The organism is Citrobacter europaeus, assembly GCF_037482245.1.
GTDB classification, from domain to species: domain Bacteria; phylum Pseudomonadota; class Gammaproteobacteria; order Enterobacterales; family Enterobacteriaceae; genus Citrobacter; species Citrobacter europaeus.
Genome location: NZ_CP148084.1, coordinates 4,936,141 through 4,954,766, shown reverse-complemented (window position 1 = coordinate 4,954,766; position 18,626 = coordinate 4,936,141). Strand labels below are relative to the sequence as shown.

The 18,626-nt window shown below is 53.2% G+C and carries 21 protein-coding genes; 9 read left to right on the top strand and 12 right to left on the bottom strand.

The genetic code is table 11. The features are described from left to right. Nucleotides 1–22 precede the first annotated feature (22 nt). From WHR59_RS23210 to yihU, 4 genes are read right to left on the bottom strand one after another with little or no spacing between them, the layout of a single operon-like run. Nucleotides 23–865, bottom strand: coding sequence for an aldose-1-epimerase (locus WHR59_RS23210; RefSeq protein WP_043018878.1), 843 nt, complete (start codon nucleotides 863–865; stop codon nucleotides 23–25). 18 nt (nucleotides 866–883) lie between these two features. Next, complete coding sequence (gene yihS, locus WHR59_RS23205) at nucleotides 884–2,125, bottom strand: sulfoquinovose isomerase (protein WP_043018879.1); 1,242 nt, start codon at nucleotides 2,123–2,125, stop codon at nucleotides 884–886. Nucleotides 2,126–2,137: 12 nt separating this feature from the next. Next, a complete protein-coding gene (yihT, locus tag WHR59_RS23200; protein WP_043018880.1) occupies nucleotides 2,138–3,013 on the bottom strand; it encodes a sulfofructosephosphate aldolase in 876 nt (291 codons plus the stop codon). Nucleotides 3,014–3,023: 10 nt separating this feature from the next. Next, complete coding sequence (gene yihU / locus WHR59_RS23195; protein ID WP_312637588.1) at nucleotides 3,024–3,920, bottom strand: sulfolactaldehyde 3-reductase; 897 nt, start codon at nucleotides 3,918–3,920, stop codon at nucleotides 3,024–3,026. Between the two features lie 166 nt (nucleotides 3,921–4,086). On the opposite strand from yihU, the gene WHR59_RS23190 reads away from it, so the two are divergent. From WHR59_RS23190 to fabY, 6 genes are all read left to right on the top strand, one after another. Next, entirely contained in the window at nucleotides 4,087–4,983 is an 897-nt protein-coding gene (locus tag WHR59_RS23190) for a sugar kinase (protein WP_047407495.1), read from the top strand. A gap of 33 nt (nucleotides 4,984–5,016) precedes the next feature. After that, a complete protein-coding gene (locus tag WHR59_RS23185; protein WP_003847907.1) occupies nucleotides 5,017–5,820 on the top strand; it encodes a DeoR/GlpR family DNA-binding transcription regulator in 804 nt (267 codons plus the stop codon). 105 nt (nucleotides 5,821–5,925) lie between these two features. Beyond that, entirely contained in the window at nucleotides 5,926–6,525 is a 600-nt protein-coding gene (gene yihX / locus WHR59_RS23180; protein ID WP_043018883.1) for a glucose-1-phosphatase, read from the top strand. Beyond that, nucleotides 6,519–7,391, top strand: a complete 873-nt coding sequence (locus WHR59_RS23175; RefSeq protein ID WP_043018884.1) for a virulence factor BrkB family protein — start codon at nucleotides 6,519–6,521, stop codon at nucleotides 7,389–7,391. Before yihX ends, WHR59_RS23175 begins: the two co-directional genes overlap by 7 nt. After that, entirely contained in the window at nucleotides 7,388–7,825 is a 438-nt protein-coding gene (gene dtd, locus WHR59_RS23170) for a D-aminoacyl-tRNA deacylase (protein ID WP_003028671.1), read from the top strand. Before WHR59_RS23175 ends, dtd begins: the two co-directional genes overlap by 4 nt. 44 nt (nucleotides 7,826–7,869) lie before the next feature. Continuing rightward, nucleotides 7,870–8,811 carry a fatty acid biosynthesis protein FabY gene (gene fabY, locus WHR59_RS23165; RefSeq protein ID WP_003825286.1) on the top strand — a complete coding sequence of 314 codons (942 nt, stop codon included), beginning with the start codon at nucleotides 7,870–7,872 and terminating at the stop codon, nucleotides 8,809–8,811. Between the two features lie 17 nt (nucleotides 8,812–8,828). Here the strand turns inward: fabY and WHR59_RS23160 are convergent, their stop codons facing one another. From WHR59_RS23160 to WHR59_RS23150, 3 genes are all read right to left on the bottom strand, one after another. Next, on the bottom strand, nucleotides 8,829–9,275 hold the full coding sequence (locus WHR59_RS23160; protein WP_075145416.1) for a helix-turn-helix domain-containing protein: 447 nt from the start codon (nucleotides 9,273–9,275) through the stop codon (nucleotides 8,829–8,831). After that, nucleotides 9,272–9,583, bottom strand: coding sequence for a type II toxin-antitoxin system HigB family toxin (locus WHR59_RS23155; protein ID WP_181230924.1), 312 nt, complete (start codon nucleotides 9,581–9,583; stop codon nucleotides 9,272–9,274). The genes WHR59_RS23160 and WHR59_RS23155 overlap by 4 nt, the downstream gene beginning before the upstream one ends. An 84-nt stretch (nucleotides 9,584–9,667) precedes the next feature. Beyond that, complete coding sequence (locus WHR59_RS23150) at nucleotides 9,668–10,597, bottom strand: alpha/beta hydrolase (protein WP_338843485.1); 930 nt, start codon at nucleotides 10,595–10,597, stop codon at nucleotides 9,668–9,670. Between the two features lie 205 nt (nucleotides 10,598–10,802). Between WHR59_RS23150 and WHR59_RS23145 the strand changes: the two genes are divergently transcribed. Together WHR59_RS23145 and WHR59_RS23140 are read left to right on the top strand one after the other, a co-directional pair. Next, entirely contained in the window at nucleotides 10,803–11,045 is a 243-nt protein-coding gene (locus WHR59_RS23145; protein WP_338844089.1) for a CopG family transcriptional regulator, read from the top strand. Next, nucleotides 11,045–11,419, top strand: coding sequence for a type II toxin-antitoxin system VapC family toxin (locus tag WHR59_RS23140; RefSeq protein ID WP_087050718.1), 375 nt, complete (start codon nucleotides 11,045–11,047; stop codon nucleotides 11,417–11,419). The genes WHR59_RS23145 and WHR59_RS23140 overlap by 1 nt, the downstream gene beginning before the upstream one ends. A 36-nt stretch (nucleotides 11,420–11,455) precedes the next feature. On the opposite strand, the gene fdhE is transcribed toward WHR59_RS23140, so the two are convergent. The 4 genes from fdhE to fdnG form a co-directional block, all read right to left on the bottom strand. Continuing rightward, nucleotides 11,456–12,385: a formate dehydrogenase accessory protein FdhE gene (fdhE, locus tag WHR59_RS23135; protein ID WP_043018887.1), complete on the bottom strand. Its 930-nt coding sequence runs from the start codon at nucleotides 12,383–12,385 to the stop codon at nucleotides 11,456–11,458. After that, complete coding sequence (gene fdoI, locus WHR59_RS23130; protein WP_003028686.1) at nucleotides 12,382–13,017, bottom strand: formate dehydrogenase cytochrome b556 subunit; 636 nt, start codon at nucleotides 13,015–13,017, stop codon at nucleotides 12,382–12,384. The genes fdhE and fdoI overlap by 4 nt, the downstream gene beginning before the upstream one ends. Next, a complete protein-coding gene (gene fdoH, locus WHR59_RS23125) occupies nucleotides 13,014–13,916 on the bottom strand; it encodes a formate dehydrogenase O subunit beta (RefSeq protein WP_075145413.1) in 903 nt (300 codons plus the stop codon). The genes fdoI and fdoH overlap by 4 nt, the downstream gene beginning before the upstream one ends. A gap of 125 nt (nucleotides 13,917–14,041) precedes the next feature. Next, nucleotides 14,042–17,101 (bottom strand): formate dehydrogenase-N subunit alpha, encoded by a 3,060-nt coding sequence (gene fdnG / locus WHR59_RS23120; protein WP_213732179.1) that lies wholly within the window; start codon nucleotides 17,099–17,101, stop codon nucleotides 14,042–14,044. Between the two features lie 194 nt (nucleotides 17,102–17,295). On the opposite strand from fdnG, the gene fdhD reads away from it, so the two are divergent. Further along, nucleotides 17,296–18,132, top strand: coding sequence for a formate dehydrogenase accessory sulfurtransferase FdhD (fdhD, locus tag WHR59_RS23115; protein ID WP_072033901.1), 837 nt, complete (start codon nucleotides 17,296–17,298; stop codon nucleotides 18,130–18,132). On the opposite strand, the gene WHR59_RS23110 is transcribed toward fdhD, so the two are convergent. Beyond that, a complete protein-coding gene (locus WHR59_RS23110; RefSeq protein ID WP_286517637.1) occupies nucleotides 18,099–18,605 on the bottom strand; it encodes a YgjV family protein in 507 nt (168 codons plus the stop codon). The genes fdhD and WHR59_RS23110 overlap by 34 nt on opposite strands. Between the last annotated feature and the right edge of the window lie 21 nt (nucleotides 18,606–18,626).

Genomic DNA, 18,626 nt, shown 5'->3' with positions numbered 1-18,626 from the left:
TCGGTAATTTGTCGGAAATCTGTTATTCACTGCCGATTAAAAAATGCATTTGATGTGTTTCTCCGGGCGGGAGATGAATCAGGCTAATCCCGGAGTTAAAGGCGTTTGGTGGGCAGGTCATCGGTTCAACCGCCAGGCCGCGCCGTGCTAATTTCTCGCCGGTATATATCTGCAGCCAGGGCTGGTGGCTGCGTAAAAAGGTAGACATGTTTTGCGATTGACTGGTGATCCTGACTTCCCACTCTGCATTAGGTGACAACGTCCTGAAGGTATGATCGATAGTGGTCTGCGCAATGCGTCGCGGTGTAATGAAACCCCGCTCGTCACATGTTTCTTCACTAGCCGGGAGCGTTAATTCACAGTCATCGATAGGGTGCAGATTGCAGGTCAAGTAGGGATGTGCCCCCGCGCCATAGGGTGCAATTTCGTCACCCACATTCTGCGTCCGAATAATGATGTGCAATCCGCACTCTGCCTCCAGTCGGTAAATCACCTCTGAAACCAGCGCAAAGGGATAGCCATAAGAGGGCGGCAGAAAAATCGTCAACGACACTTCCGTGTTCGACAGTTGATTAATCTGCCAGTCCCGCCAGGCCAGTAATCCATGGATGGCGGTATGTGAAACAGGGTCGTTAACGGCAAGTTGGAAGGTCTTGCCGTTATGTTGATAGCAGCCATCTGCAACGCGGTTTGGCCAGGGAACCAGCACTTTTCCTAAATGTGCCAGCGGCATCTCTTCCGGCTTATGCGGAATAACAATGTGACGCCCACAGTGCGTCAATTCTGCTAGTCCCGCACCAACTGTGACGATTTTCGCCTGGAAGTTTCCGGCTTGAAGTTGAATGGTTTTTCCACCGTTATGCATGGCTGCTCACCTTGTTACTTATTTAGCGTTGATATCCAGCAGACCGGCAGCCACCGCCGGAGCAAGGCCCGGAGCCAGTGGTAGACGGGGGATCACCAGGCAGTGCAGCAGGTGATAAATGTCCTGCTTACCGTCCCAGACTTTGGTGGTCACCTTGTTATCGGTGTCCAGCTCCTGCCACCATGAACCAGTCTCGTAATCCATCAGATATGTGATGCAGTAATCCCACCACTTCTGGTACCAGGCTTCGTACTGGCTATCGCCGGTGAGGGTATACAAGGCATAGGCGGTACCCATAGCTTCGACTATTGGCCAACGCACTCTTTCGCGAACGATGGGTTTACCGTCCCAGTCCACCGAATAGACAAAACCATCCGCACCGTCCGGTGCCCAGGCATCACGGATGGTGGCGTGGAACAAGCCTTTGGCATCTTCCAGCAGCCATGCGGGAGGCGTTTCAAAACGGGCTTCCAGCGCGGCATGCAGATGCAGCATCAGGCGGCCCCACTCGATCCAGTGACCCGGTGTGCCACCGTAGGCGCGGAAACGGTGAGCTGGATTATCCTTGTTGTAATCGCGAATTGGGTTCCACTGTGAATCGAAGTGCTCGTTGACGCGATACTCCCCGCTGCGGGCCACGTCGTGAATAATCACCGATGCAATACGCAATGCGCGATCGAGCCATTTACGGTCATGGGTAACGTCATAAACGATCAGAAAAGCCTCGACCGCGTGCATGTTGGCGTTACCGCCGCGGTAATCTTCCGTCTGGCTGAAGGCTTCGTCCCAGGATTCCAGGCACATCTGCTCGTCTTCGCTCCAGAAGTACTGTTCGATCACCTCGATGGCGTCATCCAACAATTGTCTGGCCTGCGGATGACCGGTGGTGACCGCACTTGCCGCGCCAAGCAAGACGAAGAAATGCTGATAGCCTTGCTTGGAGGCGTCCATTACCCCTTCGTCATTTACGCAGGCGTACCAACCGCCGTAGCGTGTGTCGCGTAGCGCACCGTTCAGCGCTTTAATACCGTGATCGACTAGCTGATATGCGCCAGGGCGACCCATTGATGCGGCAACGGAGTAAACGTGCAGCATACGGGCGGTGATCCACAAATGTGTCCCCATATCTGCTCTGACCTGGCCACTGTTTCCCAGCCAGCCAAATCCGGTGGGTACCGCCGCGTTCTTACCAAAGTTAAAGATGCGGTCGGTTTCCTGCTCCAGCCAGCGGTTGTGGCTTAGGGTGTTAAACCATTTCATTCTTCGATCCTCTTAGCGGCGGGCCATCATTTCATCGACGATATCGCCCAGACGCTGCAATTTAGGCGCGGAAACATCACGCAGCATCAGTTCGGTATCTGGCAGGCCAACAACCGATGACCAGACCGCACGTCCGGCCAGGAAGCCAGATGCGCCTGCGGTCATTGCTACGCTGACTGCGCGCGGGAACAGTTTTTCATCCACACCAGAGGAGAGAATGACCCACGGCATGTTGATGTTTTCATTCAGGCGCTGAGAGGCGCTTAGTAGTTCTTGTTGAGTACCTTTGCCGTACAGCGGCATTTCGACCTTGTAGAGATCGGCACCGCTATCACCCAGTTCTTTTGCGGCATCGATAATGGCCTGTTCGCGATCGAACTTATCGCCACGACGCGGTGGGCGAACAACCGGCTCGATGATGCTAAGCAGGCCATTGGAATGGCATAGCTCATTGAATTCTTTCACCATATCAAGACGCTGCTGAGCATCTTCATCGCTACGCCACAGCACCAGCAGTTTGAGAGCCTTAGCACCATCTTGCTTCACGGCTTGCGGGTTGATTTTTTTATCAATCACCACGCTATCGACCGGAATACCGTTACCCGGAATGAACTCATCAGCGGCCACAATCATGGCGCAGCTTTTGGCGACCGCGTTTTGCTCTACAACCTGGCGGTAGCAGAACTGCTGGTCGACCAAAATGGCGGAGGCATAGGGGGACAGGATCTTTGCCGCATTGACCTTGAAATCGGTCAGCACGCTGTCATTGACCGGGGATTTTGCACCCGCTGCGGCAAACATTAAGCGCATGGCTTCGCGCTGATCGACCGCCAGCATGGCAAAACCGCCAGAAGCTCGGGTGATATCTTTCAGGGTGTACTTCGTCATTGTTCAGTCCTTACTTATCTGTGTGTTTATTTAGCCCGGCGGATGCGCGAACCTGTTCGAGAATTGCCGTCCAGTCTTCCCGGCCACGGCCAGCGGCGCGTGCCTGGTTATAGACTTCGCGGGAGGCGGCGCCGAGCGGCATCGGCACATGCAGTTGGTTGGCAACGTCCAGGGCGATGCCAAGATCCTTGTGAGCTAAATCGATCATAAAGGCCGGGGAAAGATCGCCTTTCAGCACTTTGTTTGGCCAGGAGGTGGTGAAGTGACCTTTTCCGGCAGGCGTTCCGCTCATCACTTTTAAGGCCACATCGAAGGAGAGGCCGAGCGCTTCGCACAGCACGGCGGCTTCAGCAGACAGGGCATTTAGCGCAATACTCATGTAGTTGTTGATGAGCTTCACGCGGATCCCCATGCCGGGACCCCCTGCATTGATCAATTCATTACCCATCGCCATCAGAACTGATGTGGCGCGTTCTACCTGCTGTGCCGTTCCACCTGCCAGCAGCAACAGCGTTCCCGCGATAGCGTGATCGGAGGTGCGTCCAACCGGGCAATCCATCATGTCGAAACCTTTGGCACGCATATCGGCGATCAACTTGTCGGTTTGCAGTGGGTGAATAGTCGACATATCAATCACTAACGCCTGCGGGGAGAGGCTTTCGCAGATACCCTGCTCCCCGAACAATACGCTACGCACCAGATCGCCGTTTGGCAGCATGGTGATGACAAATTCTGCCCCCTTTGCCGCCTGGGCCGGGTTGTTGGCAGGCTGTGCTCCTTTTTCCACCAGGCGCTGAACGGCATCCGGGTTAACGTCAAAGACGCTGAGTTGATGACCCTGCTTCAGCAAGTTGCTCGCCATGGGTGAACCCATCTGACCTAATCCGATAAATGCTATAACTGCCATAACGTTCTCCTGAGACGTGGATGTCATTTTTTGTCATTTAAGGTCGTTTGTTTTTGTCTGTTTTTGATCGTATTTGTAATTTATGGTCAAAAAATTGACAGCCGTCACTTTTTAAACATTTTGTGAAATTAAAATGATCCCATCTTGAAACGCCTAAGGAATGACCATGATTCGTATTGCTTGTGTAGGTATTGCCGTGATGGATCGCATCTATTACGTGGAAGGTTTACCGACTGAAGGAGGTAAGTATGTGGCGAAGCGTTATACGGAAGTGGGCGGCGGGCCTGCTGCAACGGCCGCAGTGGCTGCAGCGAAGCTGGGCGCGCAGGTGGACTTTATTGGCCGTGTGGGCGATGACGACACCGGAAATAGCCTGCTGGCGGAGCTGGAATCCCTGGGGGTAAACACCCGCTACACCCGGCGCTACGTGGGGGCAAAGTCTTCGCAATCGGCGATTATGGTTGATGCGCAAGGTGAACGGATTATCGTTAACTATCCCAGCCCGGATTTACTGCCGGATGCTGATTGGCTCAATGAGATCGATTTTTCCCAGTGGGATGTGGTGTTGGCGGATGTTCGCTGGCACGAAGGGGCCAGGCAGGCGTTCACGCTGGCGCGTCAGGCGGGAGTGATGACGGTTTTGGATGGCGATGTAACGCCACAGGGTATTAGTGAACTGGTGGCGTTAAGCGATCATGCTGCATTCTCTGAACCTGGTCTGGCGCGTTTAACCGGGATAAGCGATCCTGTCGCTGGACTGAAACAAGCACAAACGCTCACAAATGGTCATGTTTATGTGACACGCGGGAGCGAAGGCTGTGACTGGATAAAAAATAATACGTTGCAGCATCAATCTGGATTTAAAGTCGACGTCGTTGACACAACGGGGGCGGGGGATGTTTTCCACGGTGCGCTCGCATTCAGCCTGGCTGACGGCGATGCTCCGGAAGGGGCTGTCAGGTTCGCCAGCGGGGTTGCTGCGCTAAAATGTACACGTCCGGGAGGAAGAGCCGGAATCCCTGACTGTGATCAAACCCGATCTTTTCTGTCACTTTTTGTATAAAATGCCAGGGCAATGGTTTTTCGAGGAAATTTCATGAGTCTTACCGAACTGACCGGTAACCCGCGACACGATCAACTGCTGATGCTGATTAGCGAGCGCGGTTATATGAACATCGACGAGCTCGCCAGCCTGCTGGACGTGTCCACGCAAACTGTGCGTCGTGATATTCGTAAACTCAGCGAGCAGGGATTAATTACCCGTCATCATGGTGGCGCGGGTAGAGCTTCCAGCGTGGTGAATACGGCGTTTGAGCAGCGTGAAGTCTCCTGGACGGAAGAGAAAAAAGCCATCGCGGAAGCGGTGGCTGATTACATTCCTGATGGGTCAACGGTGTTTATTACCATTGGCACCACCGTTGAGCAGGTGGCGCGCGCACTGTTAAACCATAATCATTTGCGCATTATCACCAACAGCCTGCGTGTGGCGCACATTCTGTATAACAACCCACGTTTTGAAGTCATGGTGCCGGGGGGAACGTTACGTCCGCATAACAGTGGCATCATTGGCCCTTCTGCCTCGGCATTTGTCGCTGATTTTCGGGCCGACTACCTGGTTACCAGCGTTGGCGCGATTGAAAGTGATGGCGCGCTACTGGAGTTTGATGTCAATGAAGCCAGCGTAGTGAAAACGATGATGTCCCATTCAAGACACATTCTGCTGGCTGCGGACCATACGAAATATACGGCTTCTGCCGCGGTAGAAATTGGTAACGTGTCTCAGGTGACCGCGTTGTTTACCGATGAATACCCAGGTCCCGCATTGCATAATTTACTCCAGTCACAGCAGGTGGAAATTGTGCAAGTGAGTCCTTCACAGGACGATGCTCTGGCCGTGTAATTCTCTCCAGTGATGGCTCGATAAGTTCGTAGTCATCACTCTCACATAGTCAAACTTCTCCTTTCCCGCTACAGTTATTCATCCACGGCGAATAAGGAGAAGGGCATGCTCTATATCTTTGATTTGGGTAATGTGATTGTCGATATCGACTTCAATCGCGTGTTAGGCACATGGAGCGATTTGAGCCGTGTACCGCTGGCCTCGTTAAAGCAAAGTTTCACCATGGGGGAGGCTTTTCACCAGCACGAGCGAGGTGAAATAACGGATGAAGCTTTTGCGGAGGCGCTATGCCATGACATGGCGTTGCCGCTCAGTTACGAGCAGTTCTCTCACGGTTGGCAGGCCGTTTTTGTCGCCTTGCGCCCTGAGGTTATCGACATCATGCATAAGCTGCGTGAGCAGGGGCATCGGGTGGTCGTCTTGTCGAATACTAACCGTTTGCACACGACGTTTTGGCCAGATGAATACCCTGAGATCCGTCAGGCTGCTGACCATATTTATCTTTCCCAGGACCTGGGCATGCGTAAACCGGAAGCGCGGATTTACCAGCACGTCCTGCAGTCTGAAGGTTTTTCTGCGCAAGATGCGATCTTTTTTGACGACAACGCCGATAATATTGAAGGGGCCAATCGGTTAGGGATTACCAGTATCCAGGTCGTCGATAAAACGACCATTCCTGACTATTTCGCGAAGTTGTTATGCTAAAAAATGTTCAGCAACAAGCCAGGCACCATACGCGTCCTGTACGGGCCTGGCTGAAGCTACTATGGCAGCGGATTGATGAAGACAACATGACGACGCTGGCAGGGAATCTTGCCTACGTTTCATTGCTCTCATTAGTGCCGCTTATTGCCGTTGTGTTTGCTCTTTTTGCCGCCTTTCCGATGTTTTCTGACGTTAGTGTCCAGTTGCGGCATTTTATTTTCGCAAACTTTATCCCGGCGACGGGTGACGTTATCCAGCGTTATATCGAACAGTTTGTCGCCAACTCGAACAAAATGACCGCCGTTGGAGCATGTGGGCTGATTGTTACGGCGTTATTATTGATGTATGCCATTGATAATGCGCTGAATACTATCTGGCGCAGTAAACGCACTCGCCCTAAAGTTTACTCTTTCGCCGTTTACTGGATGATTTTAACGCTGGGGCCGCTGCTGGCGGGGGCCAGTCTGGCGATCAGCTCTTATCTATTGTCATTGCGTTGGGCCAGCGATCTCAACACGGTGATTGATAACGTTCTGCGTATTTTCCCGCTGGTGCTTTCCTGGCTCTCGTTCTGGCTGCTTTACAGCATTGTACCGACAACCCGTGTACCCAATCGTGATGCGGTTATTGGCGCTTTTGTGGCCGCCGTGTTGTTCGAAGCCGGAAAGAAAGGATTTGCGCTCTACATCACGATGTTCCCGTCGTATCAGCTCATTTACGGTGTCCTGGCGGTGATCCCCATTTTATTTGTCTGGGTATACTGGACGTGGTGTATCGTCTTGCTAGGCGCGGAAATAACTGTCACTCTCGGGGAATACCGCAAACTTAAACAAGCCGCAGAACAAGAAGAAGCAGAGCAACCATGATTGCATTAATTCAGCGCGTAACCCGTGCCAGCGTCACTGTGGAGGGCGAGGTGACGGGTGAAATTGGCCCAGGACTTTTGGTCCTGTTAGGTGTCGAAAGGGATGATGACGAACAAAAAGCGAACCGCCTGTGCGAACGCGTACTCGGCTATCGAATCTTTAGCGATGCCGAAGGCAAAATGAACCTGAATGTGCAGCAGTCAGGCGGCAGTGTGCTGGTGGTCTCGCAATTTACGTTGGCGGCAGATACTGAGCGCGGCATGCGTCCGGGCTTTTCAAAAGGCGCAGCGCCCGAGCGGGCAGAAGCCCTGTATGAGTACTTTGTTGAGCGTTGCCGCCAACAGGAAATGAATACGCAAACCGGTCGTTTCGCTGCGGATATGCAGGTTTCACTGGTTAATGATGGTCCCGTGACGTTCTGGTTACAAGTATGAACCAGCTACCGGTGTGGCCGCGGGCAACAAGAGAGAATACGACTATGTATCACCTTCGAGTACCGCAAACAGAAGAAGAATTGGAGCGTTACTACCAGTTTCGCTGGGAGATGCTGCGTAAACCCTTGCACCAGCCCAAAGGCTCCGAACGGGATGCCTGGGATGCGATGGCGCATCACCAGATGGTGGTGGACGAAGAGGGGAATCTGGTCGCGGTTGGGCGTTTGTATATCAATGCGGATAACGAAGCCTCGATACGCTTTATGGCCGTAGACCCCTCCGTACAGGAGAAAGGGTTGGGCACGCTGATGGCGATGACCCTGGAGTCTGTGGCGCGTCAGGAAGGGGTAAAGCGCGTAACCTGTAGCGCCCGTGAAGATGCGGTCGAATTTTTCGCCAAACTCGGGTTTGTGAGCCAGGGAGAAATCACCACGCCGCAAACCACACCGGTGCGCCACTTTTTGATGATTAAGCCCATCGCGACGCTGGACGATATTCTCCATCGCGGCGACTGGTGCGGACAGTTACAGCAAGCCTGGTACGAACATATTCCCTTGAGTGAGAAAATGGGCGTGCGCATTCAGCAGTACACCGGGCAGAAATTTATTACCACGATGCCCGAGACCGGTAATCAGAACCCGCACCATACGCTGTTTGCCGGAAGCCTGTTTTCACTGGCGACGTTAACGGGCTGGGGGCTTATCTGGCTAATGTTGCGCGAGCGTCATCTGGGCGGGACCATAATCCTCGCGGACGCGCATATCCGATACAGCAGGCCGATCACCGGGAAGCCTACCGCCATCGCCGACCTGGGCTCGCTGAGCGGTGACCTGGACCGTCTGGCAAGAGGCCGCAAGGCGCGCGTTCAGATGCAGGTCGGGGTATTTGGCGATGACACGCCGGGCGTGGTGTTTGAAGGCACCTACATTGTGCTACCCGCAAAACCGTTTGGCGCATATGAAGAGGGCGGGAACGAGGAAGAGTAGGTCAGAGGGTATCTTCTCTACTCGATGAATGCGTCTGCCGGAAGGTTAAAGCGTTCTGCAAGCGCTTTGATATGGCTTACAGTCAGTGCTCTGCGACCATTTAAGATGTTGCTGACGTTCGATTTAGAACCAAGTTCGTTGGCAAGATCTGCTGCTTTGAGACCGTATTGGTCCATGAGCGTTCGCAATACTGAAACACCAGAGGGAGTTTTCTCCAGGTGTTGATTGAGTGCTTTGAATTCAGGCGCATGTTTTTCGTATTCACTGATTCGGGCACTGAGTAATTGGAACAGGGGGTTTTCAAGATCGTCGTGGTCAATTAGAAATTCTACTAGCGCTAGTGCCCTGCGATACTCAGTGTCATTTCGTTCTACCCCCAACAGTGGGAGATTTTTTACCGCATCGCTGAAGGTATCAACGATCTTTTTTGCGCTGGCTGCATCCATATGACGATGCGTTCTCATTCTTTATTACCCCGATAATATGCTGTCAGTTTGTCATATTCGGCATGGGAAACGATATGTTTGACAAATATTTTATGTGACCTGAAATCTATGTAGGAAATGAGTCTTAGGCTGTTACCAGAAACATCAATCACCCACCATTTATCTCTGTACTTAAAATTATCCAGTGAAGGAATATACTTCTTCATCTCTTCAGGCTTAATGAATGTTTTTTTCTCCAAAACATTCAGTAAATCAGCGAGAGCAAGCTCATGGTTTGGATACATGAGCATAGCTTCGTTGAAAGGTTTTCGGCTGATAACATGCACGGTGTAGTTCCATTACAAGGTTTTCAACCTGAAAACAAAATAACGTAAAGCAATCAAGTTTTCAAGATGAAAACAAAATATTAATTAAGCATGTCTTACTGCTGTAGAATTTATGACGCGCCAGGCCACATCCCGCATAACGCTTCGTGCTGCCTGGCTCACCCCAGTCAACTGGAAAAATCCGTGGATAACGCCGAGATAGCGTTGGCAAGTGCACTCCACGCCCTGCTCCTGGAACCGTTGATACAGGGCCTCGCCTTCATCTCGCAGTGGGTCGAATTCAGCTGTAATGATGTGCGTGGGCGGCAAACCGTTGAAGTCTTCGCGCCAGAGTGGGCTGACTTCGGGATGCAGTGGATCGGTTTGCGGCATATACATCTCGTAGCCCGACAGCAGCGTGTCGCGGGTGATAATGTAATCCTGTCCATTATGGTCATAGCTCGCAAACCTGACGGTTGCGTCCAGCATCGGGTAGATCAACATAAGCTGCGCAGGTTGCCATTGTCCGCTAGCTTTCAGGCGTAGTGCGGTGACCAGCGCCAGATGCCCGCCCGCGCTGTCACCGGCAAGCGTAATGTTGCTGCGGTCGACTCCCAGTTTCTGGGCATACTTCCAGATAATATTGGCCCCCGATTCAGCATCGTTATGCGCTGCCGGGAAGGTGTGCTCTGGTGCGAGGCGATATTGCACCGCAATCACCCGACAGCCGCTGTACCACGCGAGCTGCCTTAGCTGATTATCATGGGTGGCGAATCCACCGCTGACAAAGCAGCCGCCGTGATAATAGATAACGCAGGGGAGATTTCCTGTGCTGCCCCGCGGCGAAACAACGCGAAACGTCATGGCATCGAGTTCAATATCTTCAACCTGTACGCGGGTTTCAGTTTCTCCTGCCAGTGCAGTGCTGGCGATGTAGCCTGCTCTCCGGTCATCAATATTCTGCTCACGTGAAGAAGGGCGTCTCGCCGCGATAAATGCCTCAACAAGCTGTGCAATCCCGTTTTCCAGTGCCATTTATTATTCTCCTTATCTGTATATATATACAGTTTTATAACCTGGATACTCACGAATGAAAATGGGAAAAAAGGGGGCGGGTATGATTCTGGAAAGCTGCTCGCAAAAATAAAAATCGTTCGCGTGAAGGCTACTTTCCCACTTTTCTCAGGTGTATGTTGTGTGGAAATTAATCGCTGATGATATACTGGAGGTATATGTGAGTATGATGGCTGGGATGGATATGGGCAGAATTTTACTCGATTTATCAGATGAGGTGATTAAATGTCTTGATGATCTCAAGGTTCAGCGCAACCTGCCGCGAGCAGAACTCTTGCGGGAGGCCGTTGAACAGTATCTTGAGAGGCAGGATCAGGCTGAAACAACAATTTCACGTGCTCTTGGGCTGTGGCAAGGCTGTGAGGAAGATGGTGTTGAATACCAGCGTAAACTCCGTGAGGAATGGTAATGGTCAAAGGATCAGCTCTTTTTGATACCAACATCCTCATCGACCTTTTTAGCGGGAGAAATGAAGCAAAACTAGCGCTAGAAACATGGCCGCCGCAGAATGCAATCAGCCTCATTACATGGATGGAGGTGATGGTGGGCGCAAAAAAATACCATCAGGAAGCCCTTACTCGCGTTGCGCTAGGCGCTTTTAACGTGATCGACATTTCACAGGATATTGCTGAACGAAGCGTGAGTATCAGACAGGAGCATGGGATGAAATTGCCGGATGCCATTATTTTGGCCACTGCGCAGATTCATCGTCTTACATTGGTTACGCGTAATACCAAGGATTTTGCAGGCATATCAGGCGTGGTCACGCCGTATGCGTTATAACCCGGGCGACCTACGCCGCCCGGTGGTACGGAGAACTTACTCCCCTTCACCCGGGAATAAGAACGGGTTGATGGAGCTGCGGGCGAAGCCCTCTTGCTCCATGTGAGCGTCCAGCATCAGTGAAGCGAGATCGTCAGCTACTGCCTCAACTTTCGGGTCTTTTTCCTGATAGAGAATCTTCAGGTAAGTCCCGCAGTCGCCGCAGCTTTCAGCTTTAATCGCTGCCTGTTCGTTATCCAGCGACCAGTAGTTCAAATCACGGCTCTGTTCGCAGTTGCTGCACTTCACGCGCACCACGTGCCACTCGGTTTCACACAGGTTGCAGTGCAGATAGCGCAGCCCCTGAGTGGTACCGATTTGCACCATGCTGGAGACCGGCATTGAACCACACACCGGGCAGTACTGACGCTGTTCACCGTATTCCGCACGGGCTTTGCCGGGGATCAGGCTTGCCATCTGCGCCCAGTAGAGCGACAGGGCAGCCCAAATGAACGGCGCTTTGTCGCTGCTGACGGAGGCGAAATCAGAGGCAAACAGCGCGCTGGCCATCAGCTCCAGTTCCTGCTCTGAGGCTTTTTCCAGATTCTCGATCACGGCTAGTGCAGGGCCGCTCATCTCCGGCTTCAGCTCAGCAATTAACGATTGCAGCAGTTTTTGCCAGTGCTTGTCGCGTGGCAGGACGTGAATGTCCAGCGGCGGTTTGCCCTGATCGTTCGCTTCTTTGATGCGAGCGGTCAGATCTATCTGCAGCGGATGGTCGTACAACACCACTTCCTGCGCGTGTGCGATCAGCGCGGCAAAGCGCAGATAATCGCCAAGCGGGTTGTTCTCGGCCAGCTCGCGCAGACGCTCAGCGCGGCGGTTATACAAATTTTTGAGTCTGGGGAATAATAACGGCGGAATCATATCCGCCGTGCGTTTCTCGCTCTTCTCCAGCTCATCTTGCGGGATTATGCGAATACTCATTCAGATGACTTTTCCTGTTTCTGGCGGACTTCACGGTACCAGCGCGGGTGATGTTTCTTCGCCCATGAGCTGGTAACCCATCCTTCCACCATCGCGGTAATGGTGCCTTTCACCCAAAGGGCGGCGTAAATGTGCACCATGATAACCACAATTAACGCTACTGCGGCAAATGAATGCAGCATTAACGCGAATCGGATCACCGGGATTGAGAAAGCAGGCGCAAAATACGGACGCCAGATGACCACTCCGCTCACCAGCAACAGGACCAGGAAGATAATCGCCGCCCAGAATACGCATTTCTGGCCGAAGTTATAACGTCCCGTGTCACCTACTTCCTCGTTGACGACAATCTTACGAATATTCTTCGCCCAAAAGATATCATCCCGATTGATTAGATTGTGGTGCCAGTAACGGAAAAACATGATGATAAACGAGGCAAACATGATCACGCCGACAAACGGGTGCACAATTCGCGCCAGTTGCGGAGTGCCCATGATGTGCATCAGCCAGTTAAAAGATGGGAAGAGAAAGCCCATCCCGCTCACTGCCGCCAGAATGAAGCAGAAGGCGGTGATCCAGTGGTTGATGCGTTCCGGCGCCGTGTAGCGCACGATGGTGTCACGTCGTTTCATTTGCGCACCTCGTCTTTTTCTTCATGCAGATTGTCTTCTTCCTCTTCCGCACGGTTCGGGCCTACGCCGACGTAGTGGAAGATACTGGCCGCAAATGTCGCTGCAAAGCCGACGGCTGCGAGAGGTTTCCAGATGCCTTTCCAGAATTTCACGGTGGCGCTGATTTCCGGGTTCTCCGGCAGACCGTGGTACAGATTCGGCTTGTCGGCATGGTGCAATACGTACATTACGTGCGTACCGCCAACGCCTGCCGGATCGTACAGACCCGCGTTTTCGTAACCACGCGTTTTCAGCTCCGCTACGCGCTCGCCGGCCAGCGTTTTCATCGACTCTTTGGTGCCGAAATGAATGGCGCCCGTTGGGCAGGTTTTCACGCAGGCCGGTTCTTGCCCGACCACCACACGGTCAACGCACAGCGTACATTTGTAGACGCGGTTGTCTTCCGGATTGAGGCGCGGTACATCGAATGGACAGCCCGCGATACAGTAGCCACAGCCGATGCACTGCTCGGACTGGAAGTCGACGATCCCGTTGGCATACTGAATGATTGCGCCTTCAGCCGGACACGCCTTCAGGCAGCCCGGATCGGCACAGTGCATACAGCCATCCTTGCGGATAAGCCATTCCAGTTTGTCGTTTTGTTCCACTTCTGAGAAGCGCATTACCGTCCAGGATTTAGCGGTCAAATCAGCCGGGTTGTCGTACACCCCAACGTTGTTACCCACTTCATCACGGATGTCGTTCCATTCAGAACACGCCACCTGACACGCTTTACAGCCGATACAGGTGGTGACGTCGATAAGCTTCGCCACCTCTTCCTGATGGTCCCGCGCCTGAGGCGCGGGGGTGAAACTGTTGGTCGCAGAACGGCGGATAATATCTTGAGTTTGATAAGCCATAATTCGTCTCCGTTTACCCTTCATCTTTCAGTTTGCAGGTTCGTTGGTTTCCTTAGGCATTCCAGTCACGTAGTTTTCTACGTTCCCGGAATGCCTGGCGTCACCGCCTGCCTGCAATCTGAAATCTATTGGGTATCCACCTTTTCCACGTTCACGAGGAAGGACTTAAATTCCGGCGTCTGCGTGTTCGCATCACCGACGAATGGCGTTAACGTGTTAGCGATAAAGCCTTTTTTCGCCACACCTTCGTAGCCCCAGTGAATCGGAATACCGATAGTGTCGATATCCTTACCGTTAGCCTTCAGCGTGCGAATACGTTTAGTCACCACCGCTTTGGCCTTAATGTAGCCGCGGTTAGAGGAGACTTTGACGGTATCGCCATGGGAGATACCGAGCTTATTCGCCAGCTTCTCGCCAATTTCCACAAACTGTTCCGGCTGAGCGATGGCGTTCAGCAGCGCGTGCTTGGTCCAGTAGTGGAAGTGCTCGGTCAGACGGTAGGTCGTACCGACGTACGGGAACTTATCTGCTTTACCCAGTGCTTCCGCGTCACCTTTAAAGATACGTGCGGCAGGGTTAGAGATAACGTTCGGGTGCAGCGGGTTAGTGCCCAGCGGCGTTTCAAACGGCTCGTAGTGTTCCGGGAACGGACCTTCCGCCATCTTATCGATAGCAAACAGGCGTCCCATCCCTTCCGGCTGCATGATGAACGGCCCAACGTTGCTGCCCGGTGCGGCGGCGCTGTAGTCCGGAATATCCATCCCGCTCCATTTTGCCCCGTCCCATTTCAGGATCTGACGTTTTGGATCCCACGGATTCCCCTGCGGGTCAGCAGAGGCGCGGTTGTACAGAATACGTCGGTTGAGCGGCCACGCCCATGCCCAGCCCAGCGTATTGCCAAGGCCTGACGGGTCGGCATTATCGCGACGTGCCATCTGGTTGCCTTCCGGCGTCCAGCTACCGGCAAAAATCCAGCAGCCGCTGGAGGTCGTGCCATCGTCACGCAGTTGGGCGAACGAGCTAAGCTGTTGGCCTTTCTTGACGATAACCGCACCGGTTGCCGGGTCGGTAATGTCGGCCAGCGCTTTACCGTTACTCTCCATCGCCACTTCTTCCGAAGCCGGTTCGTGTGGGGTGGAGTAGTTCCAGGTCATGCTCAGCACCTGTTCCGGGTTCGCGCCACCCTGCTCGGCATACATCTTACGCAGGCGTAAGAAGATACCAGCGAGGATTTCGCCATCGGTAACGGCAATCCCTGGGGCATCAGCGCCTTTCCAGTGCCACTGCAGCCAGCGACCGGAGTTGACGATAGAACCATTCTCTTCGGCGAAGCAGGTGGATGGCAGACGGAATACTTCGGTCTGGATTTTCGACGGGTCAACATCGTTCGACTCACCGTGGTTCTGCCAGAAGGTGGAAGTCTCAGTGTTGAGTGGGTCGATAGTGACCAGGAACTTCAGTTTGGACAGTGAAGCCACAACTTTGTTTTTATTCGGGAATGACGCGACCGGGTTAAAGCCCTGGCAGATATAGCCATTCACTTTGCCCTGGTTCATCATCTCGAAGTACTGCAGGACGTCGTACCCTTTATCCCACTTCGGCAGCCAGTCGAAGCCCCAGCTGTTTTCTGCTGTCGCTTTATCGCCAAAGAAGGCTTTCATCATCGAAACGAAGAATTTCGGATAGTTGCCCCAGTAGTTCACCTGACCTTCCAGCAACGGTTTTGGTGTGTTGGCGGCAAGATAGGTTTGCAGGTCAGTCTGTTTTTCGCTCGGCAGCGTCATATAGCCTGGCAGGCTTTGTGACAGCAGGCCTAAGTCGGTCAAACCCTGAATGTTGGAGTGACCGCGCAGGGCGTTAACGCCGCCGCCTGCCATCCCCATATTGCCAAGCAGCAACTGGATCATCGCCATGGTACGGATGTTCTGCGCACCCACGGAGTGTTGCGTCCAGCCCAGGGCGTACAGGAACGACGCGGTTTTATCTTTGGCGCTTGTTTCTGCGATGTACTCACAGACCTTCAGGAAGTCGGCCTTTGGCGTCCCGCAGATGTTTTCTACGACGTCCGGCGTGTAGCGGGAGACGTGCTGTTTCAGCAGGTTCCACACGCAGCGCGGATGTTGCAGGGTGACGTCGCGTTTGGCGAAGCCTTTTTCATCCAGTTCGTAGTTCCAGCTGGTTTTGTCATACTTGCGTTTATCCGCGTCGTAGCCGGTGAACAGGCCATCTTCGAAACCGTAATCCTCACGCACGATCAGGCTGGCGTTGGTATAGGCCTCAGTGTATTCGCGGTTGAATTTTTCGTTGTTCAGCAGGTACAGCAAGACGCCTGACAGGAAAGCAATGTCAGTACCGGAACGAATCGGAGCATAGAAATCAGCTACCGCGGCGGTTCGCGTAAAGCGCGGATCGATAACAATCAGCTTCGCGCCGTTGTGAATTTTGGCTTCCATCGCCCAGCGGAATCCGACCGGGTGAGCTTCAGCGGCGTTACCGCCCATCACCACAACGAGGTTGGCGTTTTTAATGTCGACCCAGTGGTTGGTCATCGCACCGCGACCAAATGTTGGAGCAAGACTTGCTACCGTTGGTCCGTGTCAGACGCGTGCCTGGTTGTCGACCGCGAGCATACCGAGCGCGCGGGAGAATTTTTGCGTTAAATAGCCGGTTTCGTTACTGGAAGCGGAAGCACACAGCATCCCGGTGGAAAGCCAGCGGTTAACGGTTACGCCTTCGGCGTTTTGTGCAACGTAGTTAGCGTCGCGGTCTTCTTTCATCAGCTTAGCGATGCGGTCAAATGCCTCATCCCAGCTAATCTGTTGCCACTTATCAGAGCCTGGTGCGCGGTATTCCGGGAATTTCAGGCGGCTTTCGGAGTGGATGAAGTCCACAAGTCCTGCCCCTTTCGGGCACAGCGCGCCACGGTTCACCGGGTGATCCGGGTCCCCTTCGATATGGAAGATGGATGCTTTGGCGTTTTTAGCTCCGTCACCGAGGCTGTACATTAACAGTCCACAGCCAACGGAACAGTAAGTGCAGGTGTTACGGGTTTCACGGGTGCGCAGCAGTTTATATTGCCGTGTTTCCGCGAGCGCTACGCCGGGTGCAAAGCCCAGTGCCGCTGCCGTGGTGCCTGCCATACCGCCAGCGCAGATCTTAAAGAACTGCCTTCTGCTGACCTGCATGGTTCGCTCCTTGTTTCGACATTGTCACGTTCCCTCCGCTTTTCTATAACGCGAACGCGAGGGAAGTGGTTGTTATTTTTCTTTGCGGACGGGACCGCAAAGGTCCAGAATTGGGTGAATTTCCCTCCGTCCAGGAGGGGTTTGTAAAGAATACCACAATGTTGGTATGTGTGTTCCAATATGGTTAAAAGAAAGTGAATAAGATTATTCAAGAAAACATCAAGAATGTGACATCTCCGACAGGATCTCGTCAGTTGACCCTCTGGAAACGCGAGGATTTGCAACATCCTCAGCCTGATGAGGTAGCTGAAGAAGTGCCTGTGGCGCTGGTATTCAACGGGATTTCACACGTGGTGATGATGGCATCACCGAAAGATCTTGAGCACTTCGCGATAGGTTTTTCACTTTCTGAGGGCATCATTGAGTCCCCACAAGATATTTACGCGATGGACGTAGTGCCTTCCTGCAACGGATTGGAAGTGCAGGTTGAGTTGTCCAGCCGTCGCTTTATGGGGCTGAAAGAACGTCGTCGCGCTCTGGCCGGTCGCACCGGCTGCGGTGTTTGTGGTGTGGAACAGCTTAATGATATTGGCAAGCCGGTCCAGCCGCTGCCGTTTACCCAGACATTCGATCTGGGGCATCTCGATAACGCTTTACGGCATCTCCCTGATTTCCAACCTGTTGGGCAACTGACAGGCTGCACGCACGCGGCTGCCTGGGTTCAGCCGTCAGGTCATCTGGCGGGTGGGCATGAAGATGTCGGGCGTCATGTTGCGCTGGATAAACTGCTGGGGCGACGCGCAATCGAAGGGGAGGTCTGGCAGCAAGGCGCAGTATTAGTCTCCAGCCGCGCCAGCTACGAGATGGTGCAGAAGTCGGCAATGTGCGGCGTGGAAATTCTGTTTGCCGTCTCTGCGGCGACCACGCTTGCCGTGGAAGTTGCCGAACGCTGTAACCTGACGCTGGTGGGTTTTTGCAAACCGGGCAGGGCGACGGTCTACACGCATCCGCAACGTCTGATCGCGCTGTGACGCCACCAGGCGGCCAGAATGCTGCCTGAAAATGCCAGTTCCATGATTACGGCAACTGGCGAGCCGATAATCATATTGTTCAGTAGCCAACACAGGCTACCGCACAATGTGTAACCCCGTAGTTTTCCGCTGCGTTTTTGAAACGACGCAAAGGTCATCAGCAGGCTTCCCATCAGCGGCAAAATACTCGACAGATTTTGCCAAAGATAAACGCTACACAGCAGCGATCCCAGCATAAATCCCCACATCGCCCAGCGGTGAAACGTGACGATGGCCGTCGCGTAGCGGCATGCGGCAATGATCATTAACCCAGCTGCAGCGTGTTGATCCAAAAGATAGAAATGGATAGCCAACAGGGAAGTGGAACTGGTGAGCAGAGATAAGGTGATAGCCCGGCGCTGAAAATGAAAAGCGGAAATATCCAACAAAAAGCTGATGCCAGCCAGAATCTGAGAGAGGAGAAATGCGTTCATAATGTGCGCCAACAATTGAAG

Coding starts and splice junctions, on each gene's coding strand:
- WHR59_RS23150 (WP_338843485.1), bottom strand. CDS start 10,597: ATGGCACTGGAAAACGGGATTGCACAGCTTGTTGAGGCATTTATCGCG.
- WHR59_RS23110 (WP_286517637.1), bottom strand. CDS start 18,605: ATGAACGCATTTCTCCTCTCTCAGATTCTGGCTGGCATCAGCTTTTTG.
- WHR59_RS23160 (WP_075145416.1), bottom strand. CDS start 9,275: ATGAGAACGCATCGTCATATGGATGCAGCCAGCGCAAAAAAGATCGTT.
- yihS (WP_043018879.1), bottom strand. CDS start 2,125: ATGAAATGGTTTAACACCCTAAGCCACAACCGCTGGCTGGAGCAGGAA.
- yihT (WP_043018880.1), bottom strand. CDS start 3,013: ATGACGAAGTACACCCTGAAAGATATCACCCGAGCTTCTGGCGGTTTT.
- WHR59_RS23145 (WP_338844089.1), top strand. CDS start 10,803: ATGATGGCTGGGATGGATATGGGCAGAATTTTACTCGATTTATCAGAT.
- yihX (WP_043018883.1), top strand. CDS start 5,926: ATGCTCTATATCTTTGATTTGGGTAATGTGATTGTCGATATCGACTTC.
- dtd (WP_003028671.1), top strand. CDS start 7,388: ATGATTGCATTAATTCAGCGCGTAACCCGTGCCAGCGTCACTGTGGAG.
- fdhE (WP_043018887.1), bottom strand. CDS start 12,385: ATGAGTATTCGCATAATCCCGCAAGATGAGCTGGAGAAGAGCGAGAAA.
- yihU (WP_312637588.1), bottom strand. CDS start 3,920: ATGGCAGTTATAGCATTTATCGGATTAGGTCAGATGGGTTCACCCATG.
- fdoI (WP_003028686.1), bottom strand. CDS start 13,017: ATGAAACGACGTGACACCATCGTGCGCTACACGGCGCCGGAACGCATC.
- WHR59_RS23185 (WP_003847907.1), top strand. CDS start 5,017: ATGAGTCTTACCGAACTGACCGGTAACCCGCGACACGATCAACTGCTG.
- WHR59_RS23140 (WP_087050718.1), top strand. CDS start 11,045: ATGGTCAAAGGATCAGCTCTTTTTGATACCAACATCCTCATCGACCTT.
- fabY (WP_003825286.1), top strand. CDS start 7,870: ATGTATCACCTTCGAGTACCGCAAACAGAAGAAGAATTGGAGCGTTAC.
- WHR59_RS23210 (WP_043018878.1), bottom strand. CDS start 865: ATGCATAACGGTGGAAAAACCATTCAACTTCAAGCCGGAAACTTCCAG.
- fdoH (WP_075145413.1), bottom strand. CDS start 13,916: ATGGCTTATCAAACTCAAGATATTATCCGCCGTTCTGCGACCAACAGT.
- WHR59_RS23175 (WP_043018884.1), top strand. CDS start 6,519: ATGCTAAAAAATGTTCAGCAACAAGCCAGGCACCATACGCGTCCTGTA.
- WHR59_RS23190 (WP_047407495.1), top strand. CDS start 4,087: ATGATTCGTATTGCTTGTGTAGGTATTGCCGTGATGGATCGCATCTAT.